The sequence below is a fragment of the Filimonas zeae genome (assembly GCF_014641615.1).
GTDB lineage: Bacteria > Bacteroidota > Bacteroidia > Chitinophagales > Chitinophagaceae > Filimonas > Filimonas zeae.
Genome location: NZ_BMIB01000004.1, coordinates 577,116 through 601,460, shown reverse-complemented (window position 1 = coordinate 601,460; position 24,345 = coordinate 577,116). Strand labels below are relative to the sequence as shown.

The window sequence follows — 24,345 nt, the reverse complement described above, 5'->3', positions numbered from 1 at the left end:
GTAGTAGTCCATTGATTTCAGTGGCTAACCCCCTTAAATATCCCCTACCATTTTGGCGGGTACCACCCACTCATCAAACTCAGCAGCGGTTAGGTAGCCCAGCTTAATGGCCATTTCTTTCAGCGTTGTACCTTCTTTGTGAGCGGTCTGCGCAATTTCAGCTGCTTTGTAGTAGCCGATTTTGGTGTTGAGTGCAGTTACCAGCATCAGACTGTTATCAACGTGCTTTTTAATGTTCTCATGCAGTGGCTCAATACCTACGGCGCATTTGTCATTAAAGCTTACACAACCTTCACCAATCAGGCGGGCGCTGTGCAGGAAGTTGGCAATCATTACCGGCTTAAATACGTTCAGTTCAAAGTGACCGTTAGCGCCGCCGATGTTAATGGTAACATCGTTACCCAGTACCTGGGCTGCAATCATGGTAAGGGCCTCACACTGGGTGGGGTTTACCTTGCCGGGCATAATAGAAGAACCGGGCTCGTTGTCCGGGATGAATATTTCGCCGATACCGGAGCGTGGGCCTGAGCTGAGCATACGGATATCGTTGGCAATCTTCATTAAGCTAACGGCAACAGTTTTTAAAGCACCGTGTGCTTCTACAATAGCATCGTGGGCAGCCAGGGCTTCAAACTTGTTTTCTGCAGTAACGAAAGGCAGGCCGGTTAATTCGGCTATTTTCCTTGCTACTACTTCGCTGTAACCTTTAGGGGTGTTAATGCCGGTACCTACGGCTGTACCACCCAGCGCCAGTTCTGTCAGGTGCTCCAGGGTGTTTTTGATGGCTTTTAAACCGTGGTTTAACTGCGATACATAACCGCTGAATTCCTGACCCAGGGTAAGTGGGGTAGCATCCATAAAGTGTGTACGGCCAATTTTAACCACCTGCATAAACTCCTTGCTTTTGGCAGCCAGGGTATCGCGCAGTTTTTCAATACCAGGTATAGTGGTTTCCAGCAGCATTTTGTAAGCAGCAATGTGCATAGCTGTAGGAAACGTATCGTTAGAAGACTGAGACTTGTTTACATCATCATTCGGGTGTAACGCTTTGTCTTTATCAGTTAAGGAGCCACCAGTCATAACATGCGCACGGTAAGCTACTACTTCGTTCACGTTCATGTTACTCTGGGTGCCGCTACCTGTTTGCCATACTACCAGCGGAAACTGATCGTCCAGTTTACCGGCCAGAATTTCGTCACAGGCTTTACCAATCAGGTCGCTCTTTTCCTGGGGTAATGCACCCAGTTCCAGGTTGGCCAGCGCGGCAGCTTTTTTCAGATAAGCAAATGCAGCGATGATTTCCTTCGGCATTTTGTTGATGTCCTGCGCTATCTTGAAGTTTTCAATGCTGCGCTGTGTTTGTGCGCCCCAATAAACATGAGCGGGAACCTTAACTTCGCCCATCGTGTCTTTTTCTATACGATAGTCCATACTGCTATTTATTTAATGCCGCAAAGGTAGGGCAATAGGGTTATTTCAGTTCAAGAATACCTACCATGTCTTTGCCGGATGAAAACAAGCCTGCGCTTTTCTGGGCATACAGTCCGATACGGTTTTTGTCCAGCGGTGCACATTCTCTTACAGCGGTGGTAACGTTCATATCGCGATTGGTATACAGTACCTTACGGGCAAGGTTACCGGTTTCGTCAATAGTAGCCATTACAAACACACTTTTGGTGAATTTAGTCAGCTGGTCGGGCTTCTTTTCCAGCGCTCTTTCTACGTTATCCTCGTCATCGTTGTAAAACAACAGCATTTTGTTTTCGTAAGGCAGGGCTTTAAAGCTGCTGTAGCTTTTGATATCTCTGGATATCTGCATTTTAGGAATGCGGCAAATAGCGTGTGTGCCATTCTTTTTAACGGAGATGTTAATGATGTCGCCATAACGGTATTCCCACCATGGTGGTGTGTTAGAGCTTACCCCGTTTACGTAGCTGTAGCTACCTGGGTGGTAAATTTCAGCAGTATATTCCAGCAGGTAATCCATACTGCCATCGGGCCTGTCTTCTACATAGGCCAGTTTGAAGTAATTGGAAAGCCCGGGGTCGAGATCCTTATCAGTGCCCTGCTTATCAGTTTTAATCAGATGCATCAGTGCTTCGGGAAAAGCATTTACGTTGCGGGTGGTTACTTTACCCGCCTTATCTATACCGGCTACAAAGTAACCGGTAATGTAACCGTTGTGTTTTTCTTTATACAAACCAAACAGCTGCAGGTTGCCGCCGTTATCGCCGGTAAGCTGGGCGGTATGTACAAACTTGTTACCCGGGTTTAAAAGCATTTCCAAAGGGGCTCCTTTGCTTTTATCGTAAATGAGCAGTTTGGTTTCGTAGGAGGGGACTTTAGCGCCGTCTTTTACCACTGCTTCGCGGGATACTTCCTGATCGTAATGTTTAATAATTACACCTACGCGGCCGTCGTTGGTGACCAGACGGTCCAGTACGGTAATGTATTTGTCGGCATAAGGCAATGTAACGGTATTGTCCCACAGGGGCGTCATATTGTAATCGTACACGCCTATGTAATAGCGTTCATTTTCTTTTTTAGAAGCAGGAGCCAGACCAAACATTAATATGTGTGAAGAATCTTTAGACAATTCATACCCTACGGAAGATTGTGAGCTTTTGTTGATAGCATCAAAGGCACCCAGCGACCGTACGCCACCAACAGGACTAAGGGTGGTAATGTCCAGCGACTGACTGTAAAATGTAGTGGTTTTGGTGCTGCCATCATACTGGTTGGTGAAAAGATATAATTTACCTTTTACACTAAGGAGGTTGTTGAAGCTGATGTTTTTATCGTCTACCTCAAAGCTTCTTACATTGCTTTCTGCCAGGTTATCGGTATAGCGGGCCAGTACGGGTGTTATTTTTCTTCTGGCACCAAAGAAAGCAGAGCCTTTGTATTCAAAGCACAGCTTAATCATATCGGTGCCTGCACCGTTAACAAAAGAGCCAAAGGATAATTCTTTTTTACTTTCCTCGCCCCAGTTAATTTTTACCTGTTGGGCAAGGGTAGGGGTAAACGCAGGCAGCAGGCCGGCCAGCGGCAAAAAGATTTTTTTCATGAAAAGTTTCGGGTTTGTGCGAAGTAACTACTTTTGCGCCACTTAAACCTTAAAAAACGACATGAATACAAAGCTGCTGCTATGCACCTTCGCGTGCGTGGTATCTCATTTTCTGGCGCATGCCCAAAGCCGCCGCACGGCAAAAGATAGTTCTACAGTTATTATTTTCAATCAATATTCTACGGCCAGTACCCGTTTGCAAAACAAACGCAGATCAAGCGAAAACAACATTATTAAAATAGCACCGCTTGGGTTTATTACCGGTACTTTTCCACTGGCGTATGAAAGAAAGCTTACAGATTTTATGGGTATTCAGATAGGTGGTGGACTTACTTATAAAAACTATGTGCGCGGATTGGTTAAGAAAGAAGGGGAATCGGAAGAGGTGCGTATGGAATACCCATGGGGGAGTGGCAGCTTTTCCGACATAGGTGGCAGCCTGTTTAATTATAATGCCCGCAAAGCAAAAATGGGTTATATGTTTACTTTTCAGCCCCGCTTTTATTATAATAGCGATGCTTTAGACGGCTATTTTATGGGACTGTCTCTGGACCATTACCGCTACAACTTTGAGTCGCAAGGTGTTGTTGCTACCAGCGGCGGCGGTTACGAACGTAAGGGTGGTATGAAGAGTGAGCATGAAAATATTACTGATTACATGGTACATCTGGGGCAGCAGATAGTGAATGAGCGGCTGACGCTGGAATACTCAACCGGTATAGGTATTCGTAAAGTAAAAGGCGTTAAATATGCTGCTGCGTATAATTACGCTGGTACTGAAATTATGGAAGGCTACGCTACTTATTCAGAGTCTATCCTGAACCTCGGTATCAGTTTTAAACTGGGTTATCATTTCTAAGCCCCCTGGAATCCTTCATAAACGGGCCTGTGCCCCAAAAGAAAGCGGCTGTACCAAAGTACAGCCGTCTTTTTTATACCAATTGTGCTGGTTGATAATATTTCTTGTATCTGCCTGGTAGCAGACGCCTGTTTCTACTGCTGCAACTTGTATTTTTTGCGCACATCGGTTTGGGGTATGCAGCAATTATTTGCCTGTAAACGCCGGCTTTCTTTTCTCCAGAAAAGCCTGCGCACCTTCTTTTTTATCTTCCGTAGCAAAGCAATCGCCAAAGCGCTGTATTTCAAAATCGTAGCCTTGCTGGTTGTGATCGAAATTGTTGATGCACTCAATTACTTTGGTAATAGCCAGTGGTGCTTTGGAATTGATGAGTTGCAGTATGCTTTTTACTTTATCCTGTAACTGCTCCTGCGGTACTACGGCATTTACCAGCCCGTACTGCATCGCTTCTTCGGCGGTAAAGGTTTCGCCGGTCATAATCAGTTGCATGGCCCTGCCTTTGCCCACGGCCTGTACCAGACGCTGGGTGCCGCCGTAGCCGGGAATAAGGCCCAGGTTTACTTCGGGCTGACCAAATTTTGCATTGTCGCTGGCTATGATGAAGTGGCAGGCCATAGCCAACTCGCACCCGCCGCCGAGGGCAAAACCGTTTACGGCTGCTACAATGGGTTTGGGGGAGTTTTCTATTTTATCAAATACCAGTTGCTGACCGCGCCTCGCCAGTTCAGTGCCTTGTGTGGCATCCAGGCTCAGGAACTCGCTGATGTCCGCCCCTGCAACAAAGGCTTTGTTACCGGCACCCGTAATAAAGGCGCTTTTGATCTCGGGGTTGGTATATACTTCTTCTACTGCAGAAGATAAGCCGTCAATCACTTCCCGGTTAAGGGCGTTGAGTTTATCGGGGCGGTTTACTGTAATGGTAAAGATGCCGTTTTCCAGATTGGTTAATACTGACATATGTTGCTGTTATCGTTTGAGTAATATGGATAATCAGAACAAATGGTGTTCCATTGTCCAGTTTTTTATACGCACACCGCAGCGGTAGTATGCTAACGCGTGTACGTATTCAAACCTACACAAAAAAGAGGGAACGCCCGCAGTAAACTGGATGGAAAAATACCAGTTGCCAGAGGGCGCTTACTGCTCTGTAAAGTTGATAGCGTTGTCTTCATTAAACACTACGTACATGCGCTTCCACGGATCATCACCCAGCATCTGCCATTTGTGGCCGGGTCCGGTAGTGTCCATAGCTATCAGAATTTCGCCAGGGCTTAGTATGAATTTTTTACCGGAGGTCATTTCAAACTCCAGTGTGCCGGCCAGGGTAACCACATATTGTGTGGTAGGGGCAGGGTGCCAGTCGTAAAAAGAATGGGGAACGGTTTCTTTAAATAGTACGGATACGGCAGAAGTCATCACGTCGTTGGTAACAAATCCTTCCTTAAAATCAGATAACCCGTCTTCACCTGTGTATAACAGATATGCTTTAATCATAGTAATGGTAAACTTAAACTTCAGCTACTAAGGTACCTTAAAACGGGCAACGCTATCCCGTTAGCGGGGCAGGCTTTTTAGGCCTGCACCAGCTGTAAGGTATGTTTTATGCGTTGTATGGTGGCTTCTTTGCCAATAATGGCGGCTATGTCAAATACGCCGGGGCCAAACTTACCGCCTACCAGCATAATACGCAGGGGCAGCATCAGATCGCCGGGTTTCAGTTGATGTGCAGCAGCCATTTCCTTGAACTCTTTTTCCAGCTCATCATGGTTCCACTGTTGCAGCAGTTCGTACTGGCGTATCAGTTCTGCAAAAAACTGTTGCTTCTGATCGTTCCACTTGGGCTTTATGGCGGCCACATCTACCGTAGCAGGTGTGCGGAAGAAGAAGTCGGCCTGTGGTATAAAGTCGCTCAGCAGGGCGCAACGGTCTTTTACCAGTTCCAGTACACGGGTAAACTGTGCTTCATCCGCAATGGTGATGCCCGCTTTTTCAAACAGTGCTTTTACTTCCGGCTGCCAGCTGGCTGCGGGTAAGCGTTTAATCCATTCCTGGTTAAACCACTTAGCCTTCTCAAAATCGAAGATGGCGCCGCTGTGGTTTACACGCGAAAGATCAAAGCGCTCAATCAGTTCCTCCATGGTAAACACTTCCTGGTCGGTACCATCGTTCCAGCCTAACAGGGCCAGTACGTTTACAAACGCCTGTGGCAGAAAGCCACGCTCGCGGAAGCCCTCGGTAAAGTCGTTGGTACGTGGGTCGGTCCAGTTCATAGCAAATATGGGGAAGCCATATTTGTTGCCGTGGCGTTTGCTCAGCTTGGCACCATCGGGACCTAATATCAGCGGCAGGTGTGCCCATTGCGGCATATTTTCCAGACCAAACAGGTATTGCCACAGCAGCACATGTACAGGGGCGCTGGACAACCATTCTTCGCCACGGAAAGCGTGCGATATTTTCATCAGATAGTCATCCACCACCACCGCCAGGTGATACGTAGGCATGCCATCTGCTTTCAGTAATACTTTATCATCTACCAGCGAGGTGTTGAAACTTACATCGCCGCGGATCATATCGTTAAACGTAACGGTTTCGCCTTCCGGCATTTTAATACGCACCACATAAGGTACGCCTTCGCCGATAAGCCTGTTTACTTCTTCTGCAGACAGCGACAGCGAGTTGCGCATTTTATCGCGCAGGCCATGGCCGTATTGCGGAGAAGGATTTTCGGCTGTTTTGTATTGCCCGCGCATTTTCTCCAACTCTTCCGGGGTATCGAAAGCATAGTAAGCCTGACCGGCAGCAATCAGCTTTTCGGCATATTCCCGGTACATGGGTTTACGCTCGCTCTGGCGGTAAGGGCCGTATGCGCCACCTTTGTGCGGACCTTCATCAGCTTCCAGTCCACACCAGCGTAAAGTTTCTGTTATATATTCCTCGGCACCGGCCACAAAGCGTGTCTGGTCGGTATCCTCAATTCTCAGTATAAATTCCCCACCTTGTTTTTTGGCAAACAGGTAGTTGAACAAAACCGTTCTAACGCCCCCCAGATGCAGACCGCCGGTTGGCGAGGGGGCAAAACGTACTCTTACTTTTTTGCTGCTCATAGGCCGCAAAGATAATATTATAGGGTTGAGTATATTTGTTATTATGTACATGATCACATCACCCTGGTGGCTACGTAAACTCTATGCCCCATCGTTAACCTGGCAAATGCCCGCCGAAACCGGCGAAAAAGTGTTGTATCTTACATTTGATGACGGGCCGCATGAAACAGCCACGCCTTTTGTGCTGGATCAGCTGAAAGCTTACGGTGCTGAGGGTACGTTTTTTTGTATTGGTAAAAACGTACAGCAATACCGGGATATTTATACGCGGATTCTGGATGAAGGCCACTCGATAGGCAACCACACGCAGAATCATATCAATGGCTGGAAGACTGCGGATAAGCCGTATATAGACAATATTAGGCAGGCGGCGCAGTATATAGACTCGCAACTGTTTCGCCCACCTTATGGCCGCATCAGCCGCTTTCAGGCCAACTTTCTGCAAAAGATTGCCAACCCCGCTTACCGCATTATTATGTGGAGCGTGCTAAGTGGTGATTTTGACGTGAAACTGGCACCGGAGAAATGCCTGGAGAACGTGGTAGTAAATGCGAAGCCGGGCAGTATTATTGTTTTTCACGATAGTACCAAAGCCTGGGACCGTATGAGTTATACGCTGCCCCGGGTACTGGAACATTTTTCTAAACAGGGATATACTTTTAAAAAGCTGTAGCACGTATTTACTATTGAGGAGTGTGATGTTGATTTGACTATGGTGCAACGATATATAGCCCATTTTGATCTGGATTCCTTTTTTGTGAGCGTAGAGGTATTGCGCGACCCCTCTCTGAAAGGAAAAGCAGTAATAGTAGGCGGCTCACCCGAGCGTGGGGTAGTAGCAGCCTGCAGTTATGCAGCACGCAAGTTTGGTGTACACAGCGCCATGCCTATGAAAAGAGCTTTGCAGTTATGTCCGCATGCTATTCTGCTGAAAGGTACGCGTGGCGAGTATAGCCGCTATTCCCGCATCGTTACTGAAATTATTGCAGCTAAAGCGCCTTTGTTTGAAAAGGCTTCTATTGATGAGTTTTACATTGATCTTACCGGAATGGATAAATACTTTAATCCCTACCAGTGGACGATTGATCTGCGGCAGGAGATTATTGATAAAACAGAACTTCCTATATCTTTTGGCCTGGCTGCTAATAAGATGGTAGCCAAGATAGCTACGGATGAAGCCAAACCCAATGGCTACCTGTACGTGCATCCCGGTATGGAGCAGGCTTTTCTGGCCCCACTGGCGGTGAACAAAATACCTGGTGTAGGCAAACAAACCTTTACCACATTACAGGCCATGAGTATTTATAAAATAGGTGATATATTAAAGTTTACACCGGAAACACTGGAGCGTAAACTGGGGAAGTATGGTAGTGAGCTGCACCAGAAAGCCCAGGGTATCCATCACGGCGTGGTTACTGCCGAACATGAAGCTAAGAGTATATCTACCGAGAATACTTTTCATGAGAATGTTTTGGATGAAGAGTACCTGCACATGCAGCTGGTGCGTATGACGGAACGTGTGGCGTATGAGCTGCGACAGGATGAGAAGATGGCTGGCTGTGTGGCAGTAAAGATCCGCTATCCTGATTTTACTACTACTTCCAAACAGATGACTATCAGTTACACATTTAGTGATGACGAGTTGCTACAGGCCGCTACCGATCTGTTTCAGAAACTATATAAAAAAGGAACACCTGTTCGTTTGCTGGGCGTACGGTTAACAGATTTTGTGAGCGATGGGGTACAAGGCAATCTGTTTGTAGATGCAGACAAGAAGGCTAACCTGTATAAAGCCATAGATGATGTAAAGAATAAGTTTGGCAAGCAGGCGTTGAACAAAGCCCGTACTGTGCCGTTGCCTAAGAAAGATGTTCCCCCGGAAGAGGAATAAAAATTTTTTCCGAATAACCTACCTGTTTTGTAGGGAATACTCTTATCTTCGGACCCTAAAATTCAAACTATGAGTTTACGTTTAGGCGATGCTGCACCCAATTTCAAAGCACAAACCACAATAGGAGAAATCGATTTTTACGAATATTTAGGCGATAGCTGGGGTATTTTATTCTCCCATCCGGCTGACTATACACCCGTGTGTACCACCGAGTTAGGTAAAACTGCGTTGTTACAGGGCGAGTTTGCCAAACGTAATGTAAAAGTGCTGGCATTGAGTGTTGATCCGCTGGATAAACACCACGGCTGGGTAAATGATATTAACGAAACACAGAACGTTTCAGTAGGTTTTCCTATTATTGCAGACGATAACAGGGAAGTAGCTACTTTATACGATATGATACACCCGAATGCATCAGCCACCGCCACCGTGCGTTCGCTGTTTGTAATAGGGCCTGATAAAAAGATAAAGTTAACACTGACTTACCCTGCCTCTACAGGCAGAAACTTCCAGGAAGTGCTGCGTGTAGTGGAATCACTGCAGTTAACCGCTGATTACAGTGTGGCAACTCCGGCCGATTGGAAGAACGGTGAAGACGTAATTGTGGTACCTGCAGTAAGCACCGAAGACGCCATAAAGAAATTCCCTAAAGGAGTGAAAGTGGTGAAGCCTTACCTGCGTTATACGCCACAGCCAAACCAATAAGGAAGATCTCTATAAGCATAATGGTTTATTTCTTTGTACTCGTTCCGGTCCCGTTGTCTAGCGGGACTTTTTTATTGCCCTTCTCTGGCGTTTGGTAGCCATATCTGCCCGCGTAGCCGGTTTTGGGTCACGACGGTCTCAGGAACTGAAAAGCCTGTTTCATACATGTCTCCTGCACTTCCTATGGAGTATCTATGCTGTTGGCATGCTCCATCTATTCAGTATCCATGCACTATCTATGTACCAGCTATAGAGGTAAGTACGGTGTGAGTTCGGCGTTCCTTCGTGGTAGGTTCGGTGGTAAAGCGTTCAAATATGGTTTGCGCCGTGAGATGGGGAGGTCGTTTGTTCGGTGTTCCTTCGGTGTTAGTTCGGTGATAAAGCGTTCAAATTTGCTTTGTTATATGAGGCGGGAGGGAAGTTTGTTCGGTACTCCTTCGGTGTGCGTTCGGTGGTAAAGCGTTCAACTGCCTGTTTCTTTTGAGAAACAGGCAGTTGTGCTGCTGTTTTATCTTTTGTGCTTCTCCAGCTGGGTAAGCGTGGCCCGGAGGTCTTTGGGCAGGGGGGCTTCCAGTTCAAAGGTTTCGCCGTTCAGTTCAAATTTCAGCAGGGAGGAGTGGAGGGCCAGTCTTCCCAGAATCGGACGTTCGGCGTCTTCTTTTTTGGAGAGGTTGTAGTTGTTTTTGAGGTCGGAAATGAATACGCCTTTGCCGTTGCCGTAGAGGGCGTCGCATACAATGGCGTGGCCCAGGTGCTGCATGTGCACGCGAATCTGGTGGGTGCGGCCGGTGTGTATACGAAAGCGCATCCAGGAATACATACGAAACTGCTGTACCACCTCATAATCGGTTAAGGAATGCTTTCCTTTGGCGTGGGTGATCATTTTAGCGTTACCGGCAGGGTGCTCCATAATAGGGGCGTCTACGCTGCCGGTTTCGGGGTATACTACGCCGTATACCAGACCGTAGTAATATTTCTCTACATCCCGGCCCTCAAAAAGGGCTGAGAGCTGTTTGTGACTTTCCTCGTTTTTGGCAAATACAATTATGCCGCTGGTGTCTTTATCCAAACGGTGTACGGTGAATATGCTGCCGTATTTAGCCAGCAGCATATCTTTTAACGATGGTTCAGACTGTTTGCGGTCAGGCACGCTTAACAGGCCCGAAGGTTTGTTGATGGCGATGAATGCATCATTTTCCAGAATGATGTTATCGGCAGTGAGAATTGACTTCATTACTTAGCGGCGTCCTTTTTTTCTTTTTTCTTCACGAAAGACTGGTTCATGTACTTGAGCAGGCGTACTTCTTTTTCTGAAAGCAGGCGCCATTTGCCACGGTCTACGTTCTTTTTGGTAAGGTTGGCAAACAGTACACGGTCCAGGTTTTTAACGTCGTAACCCAGGTGCTCAAATATGCGGCGCACAATACGGTTGCGTCCGCTATGTATTTCAATGCCTACTATAGATTTGTCTTTGCTGTCGGCATACCCTACGGTATCTGCCTGTATAAAGCCGTCTTCCAGTTCAATACCGGATACAATAGCGTCCAGGTCTTTTTTCAGTACGGGTTTATCCAGCTTTACTTCGTATATCTTTTTGATTTCGAAGGAGGGGTGGGTCAGTTTCTGCGCCAGCTCGCCATCGTTGGTAAGGAGCAATACACCGGTAGTGTTGCGGTCCAGACGGCCTACGGGGAAAATGCGTTCCTGTGTAGCACCTTTTACCAGGTCCAGCACGGTTTTACGGCCTTGCGGGTCTTTGGCGGTGGTTAGGAAATCCTTGGGCTTGTTTAACAGCACATATACCAGGTTCTTTTGCAGAAACAGCTGTTTGCCCTTAATGGTCACTTTATCTGATGCGGTTACTTTAAAACCGGGTTCCAGTATTTTACTGCCGTTTACCACTACATGCCCTTCTTTTACCAGGTCGGCCGCTTCGCGGCGTCCGCAAATACCGCTATGGGCAATGTATTTGTTCAGTGGCATAGGGGCGTTCTCGTCGTATGCAGCCTTTACGTCTGCGGCGGGCGCTGTTCTGGCGGCTGTGGCTTTACTTACAGGGCGTGGTTCTTCATCCCAGGAAGGGGCTGCCTGAAACCTTCTTTCGCGGCTGGCGGGCTTTTCGTTTCTGTCTGCGTTAGCGCCGGAAATGGGGATTCTTTTACGTTTGCTACCCTCATTGTCTGAGGAGGCTTCTTTAGGGCCGCGGCTTTCGTTGCCTGTGGAGTCGTCTCTGCGGCTGCGGGCATTGCCAGCTTTTTCGTCCTTGCGGTCGAAGTAGCTATCGGCACGCTCTTCTCTGCCTTTGTAGCCTTCTGCTTTGTCGCTTTTGCGGTCGTAGGCGTTATCTGATTTGCCTTCTCTGGCTTTGTAGCCACCAGCTTTATCATCCTTGCGTGCGTATGGTTTGTCGGCCTTGTCTGCTTTGCCTTTATAACCACCTTCGGCTTTATCACCTTTGCGATCGTAGGCACCACCTGCTTTGTCGTCTTTACGCTTGTAACCGCTGTTCTCTGCAGAACGGCTGGCGCCGCGTTTGCCGGCTTTAAAGTCATCGGCATCTGCTTTAGGCTTACGGCCGCGGCTGTCTGGTGACTGGCTTTTAGATCTGAAGGACTGATTTTCGGAATCATCGGCCGGTTTACGGCGGTTGGAAGAGGTTACCGTGCGGTATTTGTCTTCATTCTGACGGTTCATTTCCTCGCCTCTGGCTTTTAATTCAGCCTTTATTTGCCTCTTATCCTGGCGGATAGATTCTTTCTTTTTGGCTCCGGAATTCTTGTTAATGAACTTGTCAAAGGGCTTTTTACTCATGCTCTTAATGTTTAACTGTTATTACAACAGGTTGTACAAAGGTAGTAAATACCGGCGCAATGGGCGATTAAAGTGTGAAGGCTGCTTTTTAAGGTGCATAAAAAAGGCCGGCAGAACGCCGGCCCCGGAACGGAATCTTGTTGATTTGGTTATTATTTCACGTCCCTTTTTTGATGTTGGGTATGCAATTTATCAAGTTGTTCCTGTGTTAGAACACTTTTAAAATTATCTTTTTGTTTTTGCACAAGGGCGCGTACCTGCTGTTTTTTAGTGGATGGATCGAGCGATTGGTTTTCATGAATGGCCTTCATCTGTGCTTTCAGGTCGCTGCGCTGCTGTTGCAGTTTGGCAACCTGATCGTCGGTCAGATTCAGGTTCGATTTCATTTTAGCCATACGCGCTTCTCCCTGCGCCTTGCGGTGCTCCATGCGTTTGGTCTTCTGCTGTGCCAGCTGCTGCTTTTGCTCAGCGGTTAATAACTGGTCCATCTGCTGTTTGCGGCTGGCGTGCAGGGCAGACAGCTGCTTTTTATACTCGCCCAGTGTAAGGTTGTCCTGTGCTTTTAAGGCAGTGGCCTGTTTCTGGTAGTTGTCTGCAATACTGCGGGCCTGCTTACGCTGGTCTTCTGTCAGATTCAGGTGTGCCAGTGCTGCGCCGTGGTGACCTTTAAAATGATGGCGACCATGCTTTTTACCATGTTTGTGCTGCACTTTGGCAGTTGCCTCTTTGGTGGTTTCTGAAGGCGTTTGTGCGTGTACAGCGGCTACGGCTAACAGGCAGGCGGTGGCTACAATTATTAACTTTTTCATACTGTGTTCGTTTTTCTAATAGACTACGAACATTTTCGCATGTTTAATCCCTCACCCCTGGAATATTGTTAAAGCCCGGTTATTGCCAGCCGCCCCCCAGCGACCGGTACAGGTCGATAGTGTAGCTGAACTGGTTTTTACGTGCCTCGTTCAGTTCCAGCTGCGCATCCAGTACGCCTTTCTGGGCGGTGATTACTTCCAGATAAGAAGCATAACCAGCCAGGTACAGTTCGCGGGAAGAGGATACGGCCGTTTCCAGTGCGGCCACCTGTTTCTGCTTCAGATCAACCAGTTCGCGGTTATTATCCAGTTGCTCAATAGCGCTGCCCACCTCTTTAAAGCCGTTGAGGATGGTTTTGTTATAGTTGTAATACGCTTCCCGGTTCTGTGCTACAGCGGTAAGATGTGCTGCCTGTATCTGCTTCTGGTTAAACAGCGGCGCGGTAAGGCTACCCAGTGCACCCCATGCCAGTGAACCGCCGTTGAACAGCAGGGCTGTTTTAAAGGCGTTAAAACCTAAGTATGGTGTAATCTGGAACGAAGGCATAAAGGCAGCGCGCGCAGCAGCTACATCTGCTTTGGCAGCTACCAGTTGCAGTTCTGCTTCCTGCACATCGGGGCGTTGCAGTAACAGGCCGGACGGAATACCGGTAGCCAGCTGCTGCGGCAGCGATTGTTGTGCAAAAGTGGTATCGCGCTGTACCTTTTGCGGGTAGCGGCCCAGCAGGTAGTTTACCTGATACTCGGCATTAATAATTTCCTGCTTTACTTTTTTACTGAACGAGCGGGTGTTGTACAGCTGTGCTTCCATCTGCTGTACAGCCAGTTCTGTAGCGCGGCCACCTTCTTTCTGCACTTTTACTATTTCCAGTGCTGTCTCCTGCAGGCGGCTGTTGTTTTCAATAATCCTGAGCCCGTTATCCAGTGCCAGCAGGTTGTAGTAATGACTGGCTATCTGTGCTACCAGCAGGGTAGCGGCCAGCTGGCGCGATTTTTCTGTAGCGGCCAGGCGTACCAGTGCTGCTTTTTTACGGTTCTTCAGTTTGCCCCACACATCTACTTCCCAGCTGCTACGCAGGCCTACAAAGAAGTCGCCCGTAGGGTCGGGTATCCGCTGGTCTTTAGAAATGTTGGGGGAGAGGTTGGTGTCATAGTTACCTACGCCGTTAAGCGTATAATCGCCATAGTGGTCTACCCCGGCAGAAATAATAGCATTTACCGAAGGCAGGTTGGCGTTTTTAGCACCCAGTGCCACGGCCCTTGCCGCTTCAATACGCTGGATGGCAATGAGCAGATCGGGGTTGCCCACCAGTGCAGAATCAATCAACGTTTGCAGATGTACATCTGTAAAAAACTGTTTCCACCGCAGTCTGCTTATAATAGTGCTGTCGGTAGTGGTTTGCCTGGCAAAAGTGTCGGGCAGGTTTACTTTATCGGGTATACCCGTGGGTGGTGCCGTTTTGCACGACAACCAGCCCAGTGGCATACATAATAAAATGTATAAACTATATTTTAATTTCATGATTTGCTGTTATAGTGAATTAATGCGCCTTTTCTACTTCTGGTTTTGGTTTGGGGTTACGGGCAAACAACACGTACAGGCCGGGAACAATTACCAACCCGAATATGGTACCCAGTAACATACCACCCGCAGCCGCGGTACCAATAGAACGGTTACCCATGGCGCCTGCGCCGCTGGCAATACACAGTGGTATTAAACCGGCTATAAAGGCAAAGGAGGTCATGAGGATAGGACGTAACCTGGATACTGCGCCTTCCAGCGCTGCCTGTAATACAGAAATGCCTTCCTTATTTCGCTGAATAGCAAACTCCACAATCAGGATGGCGTTTTTACCCAACAGGCCAATCAGCATTACAAGTGCCACCTGTGCATAGATGTTGTTTTCCAGCCCGGCCAGTTTCAGTAACAGAAACGCTCCGAACACACCCGTAGGCAGCGAAAGAATTACTGCCAGTGGCAGCATAAAGCTTTCGTACTGGGCGGCCAGTAACAGGTATACGAATAACAGACATAACAGGAATACATAGGCTGCCTGGTTGCCAGACAGTATTTGTTCCCGCGTCATGCCCGACCATTCGTAGTCGTATCCTTTGGGCAGTTTTTCTTTGGCTACCTTTTCAATAGCTGCAATGGCATCACCACTACTAAAACCGGCAGCGGCATCACCGTTTACCAGTGCCGAGGTGTACATGTTATAGCGCGTCAGCTGCTCTGGTCCGTATACACGTTCCAGTTGTGCAAACGTGGCATACGATACCATTTCCCCTTTGTTATTCTTTACATACAGATTCAGAATGTCTTCCGGCCTTGCGCGGTAGTTGGGATAAGCCTGCACCATTACCTTATACATCTGCCCAAAGCGGATGAAGTTGGTGGCGTAATAACTACCCAGTAAGGTTTGCAGGTTTTCCATAGCGGCATCGGCAGTAACGCCTTTCTTGGCCGCCATTTCCTGATCTATATGAATCATGTACTGCGGAAAGCTGGCATCAAAGCTGGTGAAGGCATTGCTGATGGCCTTTTCCTGTTTCAGTGCAGCAATAAAATCCTGTGTGGTTTTTGCTGTTCTTTCCAGATCGCTGCTTTTGCCTTTATCCAGTACGCGCAATTCAAAACCACTGGCGTTACCAAAGCCCGGTACCGTTGGCGGCGGGAAGAATTCGATGGTAGCGTCTTTAATGTGACTGGTTTTGCGCTGTAGCTCTGCTATTACTTCTTTTACAGATTGTTCGCGGGCATCCCAACCTTTCAGGTTAATCATTGCCATACCGTAGGAGGCACCGGCTATCTCGTTTACCAGACTGTAACCAGCCAGCGTACTGATGTTTTCAGCGGCTCCTACTTTTTTTGTAGCCAGGGTAATTTCATCCAGCACCTTTTCTGTACGCGATACAGAAGCGCCAGGCGGGGTGGTTACGTTCACGTAAATCATGCCCTGATCTTCCGTAGGTATAAAGCCCGAAGGCAGAATGCTGCTGATACCCCAGGTGCCTGCCACAAAGAACAGGAGCAGCGCTACGGTTACCCATTTTTTACCGGCAATTTTAGCTACGCGTTTGCGGTAGCTGGTTTCTGTTTTATCGTACACCTTATTAAAGCCGCCAAAGAAGCGTTGTAACAGGCTTTTTTTCTGAGAAGGTGCCTGATGCTTTAACAACAGCGCGCACAGCGCGGGTGTAAGCGTTAAGGCGTTGATACCTGAGATAACAATGGCTACGGCCAGTGTTAACGAGAACTGGCGATAGAATACACCCACAGGGCCCGACAGGAAGGCTACCGGTACGAATACAGCACTCATTACCAGGGTAATGGCAATGATGGCACCTGTTATTTCCTTCATGGCGCTGATGGTGGCTTCCAGCGGCGGCAAATGCTCCTCACTCATTTTCACGTGTACGGCCTCCACTACTACAATGGCGTTATCTACCACAATACCAATGGCCAGTACCAGTGCAAATAAGGTTAAGAGGTTTATAGAGAAGCCCATGGCCTGCATAAAGGCCAGTGTACCTACCAGGGCTACGGGTACGGCCAGTGCGGGTATAAGGGTAGAACGGAAATCCTGCAGGAAGATGAACACCACCACAAACACCAGTATCAGTGCTTCTACCAGCGTACGCATTACTTCATGAATACTGGCATCGAGAAAGCGGGATACATCGTAGGCATAGTTGAAATCCATACCGGGCGGAAAGCTGGTTTCTTTCAGCTCTTTCATCTTATCCTTAATGGCCAGAATTACATCGCTGGCGTTAGAGCCTGGGCGCTGTTTAATCATAATGGAGGCAGAGGGGCCGCCATCTGTTTTAGACACCATGCCGTAGCTGAGGGTGCCAAACTCTACATCTGCAATTTCTTTCAGGCGCAGTATGGTACCGTTGCCTTCGGCGCGTATTACAATGTTTTCGTACTGGCCGGGTTCAAAAAACTTACCGGTGTATTTTAACACGTATTCCTGTGCATATACTTCTTTGCCGGAGCCTTCGCCGGTTTTACCGGGGGCAGCTTCTACGTTCTGCTTGCGGAGGGCAGCAATTACCTCTTCGGTAGATACGTTGTAAGAAAGCATACGATCGGGGCGCAGCCACACGCGCATGGAGTATTCCCGTGCGCCCATGATTTCTGCAAAACCAACGCCATCAATACGCTTCAGTTCCTGCAGTACGTTAATATCAGCAAAGTTGTAAATGAACTCTTCATCCATGCTCTGGTCATGGCTGATTACGTTAAGGTATAACAGCATACTGTTTACCTCTTTTTCGGTGGTTACACCTGCTTTAATTACTTCTTCCGGTAATTCGTCCAGTACCGTAGTTACACGGTTCTGCACGTTTACCGCGGCAAGATCGGGATCGGTACCTACCTGAAAAAACACCTGTATAAGTGTGGTGCCGTTATTGCCGGATACGGATTGCATATACGTCATACCCGGTACGCCGTTAATAGCTCTTTCCAGCGGTGTGGCCACGGCTTTGGTACATACCTCTGCGTTGGCGCCGGTGTATTTGGCGGTTACGGTTACGGAAGGGGGTACGATATCCGGAAACTGGGTTACAGGCAGTGTGAATATTGCCAGGGCTCCCAGTAAACAAATAATGAGCGAGATGACCAGTGACAGCACCGGTCGTCTGATAAATGTTTCAACCATTCTATATGGAATTATAGTGGGATGCCTTTGGGAAAGGCATCACCATGATACATGGATAATCGGTTTTATTTACGGGCAATGAGGCTATCAGAACCTGGTGTAACAGGCTGAATAACCGCTCCATCGCGTATGGTTTGAATACCTTCGAGTACAATGCTTTCGCCACTGTCGAGGCCACTCTCCACTATGTAGCAGTCTGACAAACGCATGCGGGGCACAAAGTTTTTCATGCGCACTTTGTTCTGCTTGTCTACTACGTACACGTAATTTTTATCCTGTATTTCAAACACCGCTTTGTGAGGCACCAGCAGGGCCTTGTGTACGGGGGTGGTAATTTGTATTTTACCGCTGGAGCCGTGTTTAAGCATACGGCCGGGGTTAGGGAAAGTTGCCCGGAAAGCAATGGAGCCGGTAGCCTCATCAAACTCTCCCTCTACGGTTTCAATTTTACCCGGTTGGGGGTACACGGTATTGTTGGCCAGTATCAGGTTTACACGGCTGCCTACAAATGTGCTTTTGTCTTTACTGTCCTGTATCATTTGCAGGTACTCGTTTTCAGACACGTTAAAATACGCGTGTACCTGATCCAGATCGGATACGGTGGTAAGCAGCGAACCCTGATCCAGCAGGCTTCCGGTACGCAACGGAATACGGTCTATAACACCTGTGAAGGGTGCGTATACGGCCGTGTAAGACAAACGCTGTTCTGCTTCAGACTCCGTTGCTTTAGCCTCGCTAACGCGGGCTTCTGCGGCTTTTACACGGGCTTTGGCCAGTTCCAGCTCCGACTTGCTGATGATGTTTTTATTTACCAGCAGTTGTACGCGGTTCATTTCCAGCGTGGCAGACAATGCTTCGGCCTGTGTGTTACTCAGGGCTGCTTTGGCTTTATCCAGTGCAATGGCCAGTTCACGATCGTTTAGTTTAAACAGCAGCTGACCCTGCTGCACGTGCTGTCCTTCATCTATATAAATTTTTTCCAGAAAGCCGGGCACTTTGGCGCGTATTTCTACGTTTCTTCTGGCTTCAATAGCCGTTACATAGTGGCTGTTTACGGTAGTGTCTTTCTGCACTATCTGTATTACAGGAACATTCTGTATATCCTTACTGTTATTGTCTTCTGATCCGTTGGCTTTGCAGGCACACAGGTATACACCCATTATGGCCGGCAGGCACAAAAAAGTAATCCTTTGCATCATTTACGTTTAAAGAATGAACAAACAGGCAAATTGGCAATCGTTATGTCATATGTAAATGATGCCGGCTCAGAAAGGGGTTAGCCGGAAGAGGAAGGTGTAATACGTAGGCAGGGGCGTATGGCCTATTTCCACCGCACCGGCGTGTTGAATATCTTTTACACAGAAGGCTGGTATATACAGGTATTGTTTATTGATGCGGGTATCAATAAAGGTGTTCTGTACACTCTTCTGTAAGTTAAAATAGCTGTAGTGGTAATTGAAGTTTTTGGCTGGCTGTCCGTTGTCGGCATGGGCATCATCATCAATACCTGCCAGCATATCCAGTATATGGCCTAATAAAAAGCCATCGGTAGAATAGCCGGAAAGTGCAGTTGCATCGGGCTCCAGCGACAGGTGGTCGATGCCCCAGATAGATTTATGGGTAAAGTGGTTGCCGGGCAATGCAAAGCTCATCAGCCCAAATGAAAGGGCTAACAGAAAGCATACGCATTTATGTATCAGTTTTACCGGCATACCGTTATCTATCACTTATAAAGTCATGTCAATTATTCCATAACGGCAGCAATGCAATATGGTTGTTTATGAAGCGGCGAATTGATTTCGCAACGAAGGGTAAGCAAATATATTGTATTTCCGGGCAAATAGCAAGCAGGCCGGGGTAATACCGGCCGGTGTAGTTGTAACAGCGGTGAATGGGGACGCTTGTTTACGAATTCATTATCAGTTGCTTACGGCTGCATCTGCCTTGTTGGCCAGTTGTCCGCACGCTGCATCAATATCTTTACCACGGCTTCTTCTTAACCGTGCGTTAACGCCCCGGCTTTCCAGGTGGTTCATGAATTTTTGTACGGTATCTTCATCCGGCTTAAAAAACTGGAAGGCATCAATAGGATTGTATTCTATGAGGTTTACCAGATCGGCCGGTATCTGACGGAATACGCGTACCAGTTCTTCCGCATCTTCAATACTGTCGTTAAAGTTCTGGAACAGAATATATTCCAGCGTTATTTCGCTGCCGGTTTGTTTATAAAAGTAGTTGAGTGCTTCTACCAACGCTTTAATGTTATTGCTTTCGTTGATAGGCATAATCTCGTTCCGCTTTTTATCGTTGGCGGCGTGGAGTGATAAAGCGAGTTTAAAGCGCACTTTATCATCGCCCAGCTTTTTAATCATTTTAGCCACGCCTGCGGTAGATACCGTAATACGGCGGGGGCTCATACCCAGGCCATCTTCTGCCGAAATACGTTCAATGGCTTTGAGTACGTTGGCGTAGTTGAGCAGGGGTTCGCCCATGCCCATGAATACAATATTAGAAAGCTTTTTACCAAAGCTTTGTTCGCTCTGTTGGTTAATGAGTACTACCTGGTCGTAGATTTCATCGTAGTTGAGGTTGCGTTTACGGTCCATATACCCCGTAGCGCAAAACTTACAACTCAGGCTGCAGCCTACCTGGCTGGATACACAGGCGGTTTTACGTTCATCAGTAGGGATAAGTACACCTTCTACCAGGTGACCGTCTACGGTTTTAAAGCGGCTTTTAATAGTGCCGTCGTTACTGAACTGTGTAGCATCTGTATTCAACGCAGGCAGCGTGAAGTGTTCGGCCAGTGTGGCGCGCAGTTGTTTACTGAGGTTGGTCATGTCTTCAAAGCTGTGTGCATGCTTTTGCCAGATCCATTCATAGACCTGTTTTGCCCTGAATTTTTTATCCCCCATCTCAATAAAGTACGCTTCCAGCTCTGGTAAACTCATCTGCCGGATGTTCTTTTGCTGCATAGTCATAACTGCAAAGATACACGGGAAAGCAGAAACCTGTGGCGTTTCAGTACCTTTTAACGCCCTGTTGCGGAACTAAAACTTACATTTATTAGTTTAGTGCTAAGATTCATCTATAAAACTTGCTTCATGAACGCTTGCTATGTTATTGATGCTGTGCGCACTCCTATAGGCCGTTACGGCGGGAAGTTAAGTACAGAAAGGCCGGATGATCTGCTGGCGCATGTGATAAAAGCACTGGTGCAGCGGAATAATACCATTGATATTAATACTATTGAAGATGTAATTGCCGGCGCTGCCAACCAGGCCGGGGAGGATAACCGTAATGTGGCCCGTATGGCAGCGTTGCTGGCAGGGCTGCCGGTTACGGTGGGTGGTAATACCGTAAACCGGTTGTGTGCCAGTGGTTTACAGAGTATTATGGATGCGGCGCGGGCTGTTATGTGCAGCGAAGGTTTATTATATATAGCAGGCGGGGTGGAGAGCATGACGCGTGCGCCTTTTGTAATGGCCAAAAGTGATAGTGCCTGGGGGCGTAAGCCGGAAATGTATGATACTACGCTGGGCTGGCGTTTTACCAATACGGCATTATCAGCCGCTTATCACCCCTATACCATGGGGGAAACCGCCGAGAACGTGGCAAAGCAGTGGCAGGTGAGCCGTGAGGCGCAGGACAGGTTTGCTTTACGCTCGCAGGAAAAATATGCCACTGCGCTGGCTGCGGGTAAATGGGCGGATGAAATAGTGCCGGTAGCACTGCGTGATGGTAAAGGAGGGATAAGTGTGTTTGATAAAGATGAACACCCGCGGCAGACCACGCTGGAAAAGTTGGGCAGTTTACAGCCCGCTTTTGCGAAGGATGGCAGCGTAACAGCGGGTAATTCCAGCGGGATTAATGATGGAGCGGCTGCGTTATTGCTGGCCAGTGAGGAAGCGGTAACACGTTTTGAGTTGAAACCGATGGCGCGGATAGTGAGTATGGCAGTTGCTGGGGTAGACCCGGCTGTAATGGGTATTGGGCCGGTGCCGGCTACTATAAAGGCGTTGCAGCGTGCGGGGCTTACGGTAGACGATTTATCGCTGGTTGAATTAAATGAGGCTTTTGCCTCACAAGGGATCGCCTGTATACAGGAACTGGGACTGGATGAAAGTAAAGTGAATATAAACGGCGGTGCTATAGCGCTTGGTCATCCGTTGGGCTGCAGCGGCAGCCGTATATCGGCTACCCTGCTGCACGAGTTACAACGTACCGGTGGCAGATACGGCCTGGCCACTATGTGTATTGGAGTGGGACAGGGCGCTGCCGTTATTTACGAACGTGTATAATGTTATTGGTAGTAAGTTTCGTCCAGATAATAAAAGCCGTCACTTTTTTTCCAGTACCAGAATTTGTTCTGATACTTATAATACTGGCCCTTACCTGATTTGGCTGACATAGCATCCGGTACATACAAAGCCTGCGGAAGCACGGTTTTGTGGCGGGCCAGCATATTGCTGCGTTGTGCAGGTGTTACCGGCTGGTGGTTGGGTAACGCTTTATTGGCTGCCAGCACGTAAGCGGGAACGTTTTTGCTGCTATAGGTTAACCTGCCGCCTCTGTCCAGTATTATCAATACTCTTTCATTAGTAACAGGTACTGGTGTTGCAGAGTCTGGAATACCAGGAGTAACCGGCGCATTGTTGTTGTTATTATTGTTTTTATCGCCATACACAATCTGCGCATTTACATTTTTATTGCCGGTGCTGCTGGTGGAAGGCGTGGTTTTACGGCTACAAGCTGTAATGGTAAGGGCGCTGACACAAAGGATACTGCACAAAAATCTCGTTTTCATCCGAACTGTTATTTAAAGGAAAAACAAGAGGTTCCTAATACTGTGCCAGAATAGGGAATGCTCCGGCGAAAAACATGGAAGAAGATTGTTTTTAGATGTTGTGTCAACTACAGTGTATGGGATTGAAGCTAAAGGCCAACTTATTTCAGGGCGGGGCAGATGTGTTTAATAAAGAGGCGGATACCTGTTAACAGATACCCGCCTCTTATGAATGTATATCTTACTGTATTTGCGAAGCAATATCTGCCTGCGCTACTGTGTTTTGTTCCCCGGTACTCTGGTTTTTTATTTTGCAGGTTCCATTCTGTAGTTCTTCACTTCCCAGAATAGCTACATACTGAATGCCTTTTTTCTCGGCGTATTTGAATTGTTTGTCAAACTTCGCCTGCTCGTGAAACAGTTCGGCGCTGATGCCTCTTGCGCGGAGTTCCTGTGCCAGCTGGAAGGCTTTGGCGCATTCTGCTTCGCCCAGATTAAAGAACAGTACTTTGGTGCTGGCTTCCACTTCCTGCGGAAACAGGTTTAATTCTTCCATTACATCATAAATACGATCCACCCCAAAGCTAATACCTACGCCTGGCAAATTGGGAACACCGAAGAGACCGGTAAGGTCATCGTAGCGACCGCCGCCACCAATGCTGCCCATGTTGGCGCCTTTGGCTTTTACTTCGAAGATGATGCCGGTGTAATAGTTAAGGCCACGGGCCAGGGTAAAGTCTATTACTACTTCTGCCAGTGGAGCGTCTTCAGGCTGGTAGTTTAATACGAAATTGATTTCTTCCAGGCCCTGCGCAGCGGTGGCGTTGTTGCTTGCCAGTGCGCGCAGTTGCTCTATTTTTTCGGTATTGCTGCCTGCTATTAACAGGTAGCGCTCTATAATATTGATCTGATTTTCGTCCAGGCCTCTCTGTGCCAGTTCTGCTTTTACCTTTTCCAGTCCTATCTTGTCCAGCTTATCAATAGCCACAGTAATATCTACCATTTTATCGCTGCCACCGCAGAGTTCTGCCAGTGCAGCCAGTATTTTACGGCTGTTGATGCGGATTTCTACCGGAACACCCAGTTTGGTGAAGGTAGTAGCATAAATACCGGTAAGTTCAGCTTCGTTGAGTAGTGAGCGGCTGCCTACCACGTCTGCATCGCACTGGTAAAATTCGCGGTAACGGCCGCGTTGAGGGCGGTCTGCGCGCCAAACCGGCTGAATCTGGTAGCGTTTAAAAGGAAAAGTGAGCTGCCCATGATTCATGGCTACGTAACGGGCAAAGGGAATAGTTAAATCATACCGCAGTGCACGCTCGGTAATGTCGGATATGTTTTTGCCGCTCAGTAGTTTTTCAAAGCTTTCACGTGAGCGCGCGGCTTTTTCCAATGCCTTTTCAGGCGTTGCGCCTTCTGCCAGTCCATTGTTTAATATTTTGAAAATCAGCTTATCACCTTCTTCGCCATATTTACCCATCAACGTTTCCATGTTTTCCATGGCAGGGGTTTCCAGCGGCTGAAAACCGTATACTTCAAAAACAGACCGGATGGTGTTAAATATATAGTTACGCTTTCTTACAACAGAAGCGCTAAAATCTCTGGTGCCTTGTGGCAACGTTGGTTTACTCATTATATTATTATAG

At 47.8% G+C, this 24,345-nt stretch carries 20 protein-coding genes; 5 read left to right on the top strand and 15 right to left on the bottom strand.

Translation table 11 applies throughout. The features are described 5' to 3' along the window. Window positions 1-33: 33 nt before the first annotated feature. Together fumC and IEY13_RS20985 are read right to left on the bottom strand one after the other, a co-directional pair. Window positions 34-1,431 carry a class II fumarate hydratase gene (fumC, locus tag IEY13_RS20990; RefSeq protein WP_188955902.1) on the bottom strand — a complete coding sequence of 466 codons (1,398 nt, stop codon included), beginning with the start codon at window positions 1,429-1,431 and terminating at the stop codon, window positions 34-36. 40 nt (window positions 1,432-1,471) lie between these two features. After that, entirely contained in the window at window positions 1,472-3,067 is a 1,596-nt protein-coding gene (locus tag IEY13_RS20985) for a hypothetical protein (RefSeq protein WP_188955900.1), read from the bottom strand. A 61-nt stretch (window positions 3,068-3,128) separates the two neighbouring features. On the opposite strand from IEY13_RS20985, the gene IEY13_RS20980 reads away from it, so the two are divergent. Continuing rightward, window positions 3,129-3,926, top strand: coding sequence for a hypothetical protein (locus tag IEY13_RS20980; protein ID WP_188955898.1), 798 nt, complete (start codon window positions 3,129-3,131; stop codon window positions 3,924-3,926). Between the two features lie 186 nt (window positions 3,927-4,112). Here the strand turns inward: IEY13_RS20980 and IEY13_RS20975 are convergent, their stop codons facing one another. The 3 genes from IEY13_RS20975 to gltX all read right to left on the bottom strand — a co-directional run bounded on the left by IEY13_RS20975 (window position 4,113) and on the right by gltX (window position 7,030). Next, window positions 4,113-4,883 carry an enoyl-CoA hydratase/isomerase family protein gene (locus IEY13_RS20975; protein ID WP_188955896.1) on the bottom strand — a complete coding sequence of 257 codons (771 nt, stop codon included), beginning with the start codon at window positions 4,881-4,883 and terminating at the stop codon, window positions 4,113-4,115. A 180-nt stretch (window positions 4,884-5,063) separates the two neighbouring features. Next, window positions 5,064-5,420: a cupin domain-containing protein gene (locus IEY13_RS20970; protein ID WP_188955893.1), complete on the bottom strand. Its 357-nt coding sequence runs from the start codon at window positions 5,418-5,420 to the stop codon at window positions 5,064-5,066. A 77-nt stretch (window positions 5,421-5,497) separates the two neighbouring features. Beyond that, window positions 5,498-7,030: a glutamate--tRNA ligase gene (gltX, locus tag IEY13_RS20965; RefSeq protein WP_188955891.1), complete on the bottom strand. Its 1,533-nt coding sequence runs from the start codon at window positions 7,028-7,030 to the stop codon at window positions 5,498-5,500. Window positions 7,031-7,073: 43 nt separating this feature from the next. On the opposite strand from gltX, the gene IEY13_RS20960 reads away from it, so the two are divergent. The 3 genes from IEY13_RS20960 (at window position 7,074) to IEY13_RS20950 (ending at window position 9,626) form a co-directional block, all read left to right on the top strand. Continuing rightward, window positions 7,074-7,703: a polysaccharide deacetylase family protein gene (locus tag IEY13_RS20960; protein ID WP_188955889.1), complete on the top strand. Its 630-nt coding sequence runs from the start codon at window positions 7,074-7,076 to the stop codon at window positions 7,701-7,703. Window positions 7,704-7,742: 39 nt separating this feature from the next. Continuing rightward, window positions 7,743-8,921, top strand: coding sequence for a DNA polymerase IV (gene dinB, locus IEY13_RS20955; protein WP_188955887.1), 1,179 nt, complete (start codon window positions 7,743-7,745; stop codon window positions 8,919-8,921). Window positions 8,922-8,990: 69 nt separating this feature from the next. Then, complete coding sequence (locus IEY13_RS20950) at window positions 8,991-9,626, top strand: peroxiredoxin (RefSeq protein ID WP_188955884.1); 636 nt, start codon at window positions 8,991-8,993, stop codon at window positions 9,624-9,626. A gap of 508 nt (window positions 9,627-10,134) precedes the next feature. On the opposite strand, the gene IEY13_RS20945 is transcribed toward IEY13_RS20950, so the two are convergent. The 8 genes from IEY13_RS20945 to rlmN form a co-directional block, all read right to left on the bottom strand. After that, window positions 10,135-10,860: an RluA family pseudouridine synthase gene (locus tag IEY13_RS20945; RefSeq protein ID WP_188955882.1), complete on the bottom strand. Its 726-nt coding sequence runs from the start codon at window positions 10,858-10,860 to the stop codon at window positions 10,135-10,137. Then, complete coding sequence (locus IEY13_RS20940) at window positions 10,860-12,437, bottom strand: pseudouridine synthase (RefSeq protein ID WP_229687944.1); 1,578 nt, start codon at window positions 12,435-12,437, stop codon at window positions 10,860-10,862. Before IEY13_RS20940 ends, IEY13_RS20945 begins: the two co-directional genes overlap by 1 nt. Before the next feature lie 152 nt (window positions 12,438-12,589). Beyond that, complete coding sequence (locus tag IEY13_RS20935) at window positions 12,590-13,246, bottom strand: hypothetical protein (protein ID WP_188955880.1); 657 nt, start codon at window positions 13,244-13,246, stop codon at window positions 12,590-12,592. A gap of 79 nt (window positions 13,247-13,325) precedes the next feature. Next, complete coding sequence (locus IEY13_RS20930; RefSeq protein WP_229687943.1) at window positions 13,326-14,768, bottom strand: TolC family protein; 1,443 nt, start codon at window positions 14,766-14,768, stop codon at window positions 13,326-13,328. A 19-nt stretch (window positions 14,769-14,787) separates the two neighbouring features. After that, complete coding sequence (locus IEY13_RS20925) at window positions 14,788-17,916, bottom strand: efflux RND transporter permease subunit (protein ID WP_188955878.1); 3,129 nt, start codon at window positions 17,914-17,916, stop codon at window positions 14,788-14,790. Between the two features lie 65 nt (window positions 17,917-17,981). Continuing rightward, the gene (locus IEY13_RS20920) at window positions 17,982-19,112 is read right to left on the bottom strand and encodes an efflux RND transporter periplasmic adaptor subunit (protein WP_188955876.1); all 1,131 of its coding nucleotides are present in this window, start codon (window positions 19,110-19,112) and stop codon (window positions 17,982-17,984) included. Window positions 19,113-19,181: 69 nt separating this feature from the next. Continuing rightward, window positions 19,182-19,568 (bottom strand): hypothetical protein, encoded by a 387-nt coding sequence (locus IEY13_RS20915; RefSeq protein WP_188955874.1) that lies wholly within the window; start codon window positions 19,566-19,568, stop codon window positions 19,182-19,184. 267 nt (window positions 19,569-19,835) lie between these two features. Next, window positions 19,836-20,897 carry a dual-specificity RNA methyltransferase RlmN gene (gene rlmN, locus IEY13_RS20910; protein ID WP_188955872.1) on the bottom strand — a complete coding sequence of 354 codons (1,062 nt, stop codon included), beginning with the start codon at window positions 20,895-20,897 and terminating at the stop codon, window positions 19,836-19,838. Between the two features lie 123 nt (window positions 20,898-21,020). Between rlmN and IEY13_RS20905 the strand changes: the two genes are divergently transcribed. Further along, the gene (locus IEY13_RS20905; RefSeq protein ID WP_188955870.1) at window positions 21,021-22,217 is read left to right on the top strand and encodes an acetyl-CoA C-acyltransferase; all 1,197 of its coding nucleotides are present in this window, start codon (window positions 21,021-21,023) and stop codon (window positions 22,215-22,217) included. 2 nt (window positions 22,218-22,219) lie between these two features. On the opposite strand, the gene IEY13_RS20900 is transcribed toward IEY13_RS20905, so the two are convergent. Then, a complete protein-coding gene (locus IEY13_RS20900; RefSeq protein ID WP_188955868.1) occupies window positions 22,220-22,723 on the bottom strand; it encodes a hypothetical protein in 504 nt (167 codons plus the stop codon). A 220-nt stretch (window positions 22,724-22,943) separates the two neighbouring features. Beyond that, window positions 22,944-24,332, bottom strand: coding sequence for a histidine--tRNA ligase (gene hisS, locus IEY13_RS20895; protein ID WP_188955865.1), 1,389 nt, complete (start codon window positions 24,330-24,332; stop codon window positions 22,944-22,946). Between the last annotated feature and the right edge of the window lie 13 nt (window positions 24,333-24,345).

What these genes read in the sequence shown, in the direction of transcription:
- gltX (WP_188955891.1), bottom strand. Translation starts at nt 7,030, where the DNA reads ATGAGCAGCAAAAAAGTAAGAGTACGTTTTGCCCCCTCGCCAACCGGC.
- IEY13_RS20980 (WP_188955898.1), top strand. Translation starts at nt 3,129, where the DNA reads ATGAATACAAAGCTGCTGCTATGCACCTTCGCGTGCGTGGTATCTCAT.
- IEY13_RS20960 (WP_188955889.1), top strand. Translation starts at nt 7,074, where the DNA reads ATGTACATGATCACATCACCCTGGTGGCTACGTAAACTCTATGCCCCA.
- dinB (WP_188955887.1), top strand. Translation starts at nt 7,743, where the DNA reads ATGGTGCAACGATATATAGCCCATTTTGATCTGGATTCCTTTTTTGTG.
- IEY13_RS20925 (WP_188955878.1), bottom strand. Translation starts at nt 17,916, where the DNA reads ATGGTTGAAACATTTATCAGACGACCGGTGCTGTCACTGGTCATCTCG.
- IEY13_RS20940 (WP_229687944.1), bottom strand. Translation starts at nt 12,437, where the DNA reads ATGAGTAAAAAGCCCTTTGACAAGTTCATTAACAAGAATTCCGGAGCC.
- IEY13_RS20950 (WP_188955884.1), top strand. Translation starts at nt 8,991, where the DNA reads ATGAGTTTACGTTTAGGCGATGCTGCACCCAATTTCAAAGCACAAACC.
- IEY13_RS20975 (WP_188955896.1), bottom strand. Translation starts at nt 4,883, where the DNA reads ATGTCAGTATTAACCAATCTGGAAAACGGCATCTTTACCATTACAGTA.
- IEY13_RS20915 (WP_188955874.1), bottom strand. Translation starts at nt 19,568, where the DNA reads ATGAGCTTTGCATTGCCCGGCAACCACTTTACCCATAAATCTATCTGG.
- IEY13_RS20970 (WP_188955893.1), bottom strand. Translation starts at nt 5,420, where the DNA reads ATGATTAAAGCATATCTGTTATACACAGGTGAAGACGGGTTATCTGAT.
- IEY13_RS20905 (WP_188955870.1), top strand. Translation starts at nt 21,021, where the DNA reads ATGAACGCTTGCTATGTTATTGATGCTGTGCGCACTCCTATAGGCCGT.
- IEY13_RS20930 (WP_229687943.1), bottom strand. Translation starts at nt 14,768, where the DNA reads ATGAAATTAAAATATAGTTTATACATTTTATTATGTATGCCACTGGGC.
- IEY13_RS20985 (WP_188955900.1), bottom strand. Translation starts at nt 3,067, where the DNA reads ATGAAAAAAATCTTTTTGCCGCTGGCCGGCCTGCTGCCTGCGTTTACC.
- fumC (WP_188955902.1), bottom strand. Translation starts at nt 1,431, where the DNA reads ATGGACTATCGTATAGAAAAAGACACGATGGGCGAAGTTAAGGTTCCC.
- rlmN (WP_188955872.1), bottom strand. Translation starts at nt 20,897, where the DNA reads ATGACTATGCAGCAAAAGAACATCCGGCAGATGAGTTTACCAGAGCTG.
- IEY13_RS20920 (WP_188955876.1), bottom strand. Translation starts at nt 19,112, where the DNA reads ATGCAAAGGATTACTTTTTTGTGCCTGCCGGCCATAATGGGTGTATAC.
- IEY13_RS20900 (WP_188955868.1), bottom strand. Translation starts at nt 22,723, where the DNA reads ATGAAAACGAGATTTTTGTGCAGTATCCTTTGTGTCAGCGCCCTTACC.
- hisS (WP_188955865.1), bottom strand. Translation starts at nt 24,332, where the DNA reads ATGAGTAAACCAACGTTGCCACAAGGCACCAGAGATTTTAGCGCTTCT.
- IEY13_RS20945 (WP_188955882.1), bottom strand. Translation starts at nt 10,860, where the DNA reads ATGAAGTCAATTCTCACTGCCGATAACATCATTCTGGAAAATGATGCA.
- IEY13_RS20935 (WP_188955880.1), bottom strand. Translation starts at nt 13,246, where the DNA reads ATGAAAAAGTTAATAATTGTAGCCACCGCCTGCCTGTTAGCCGTAGCC.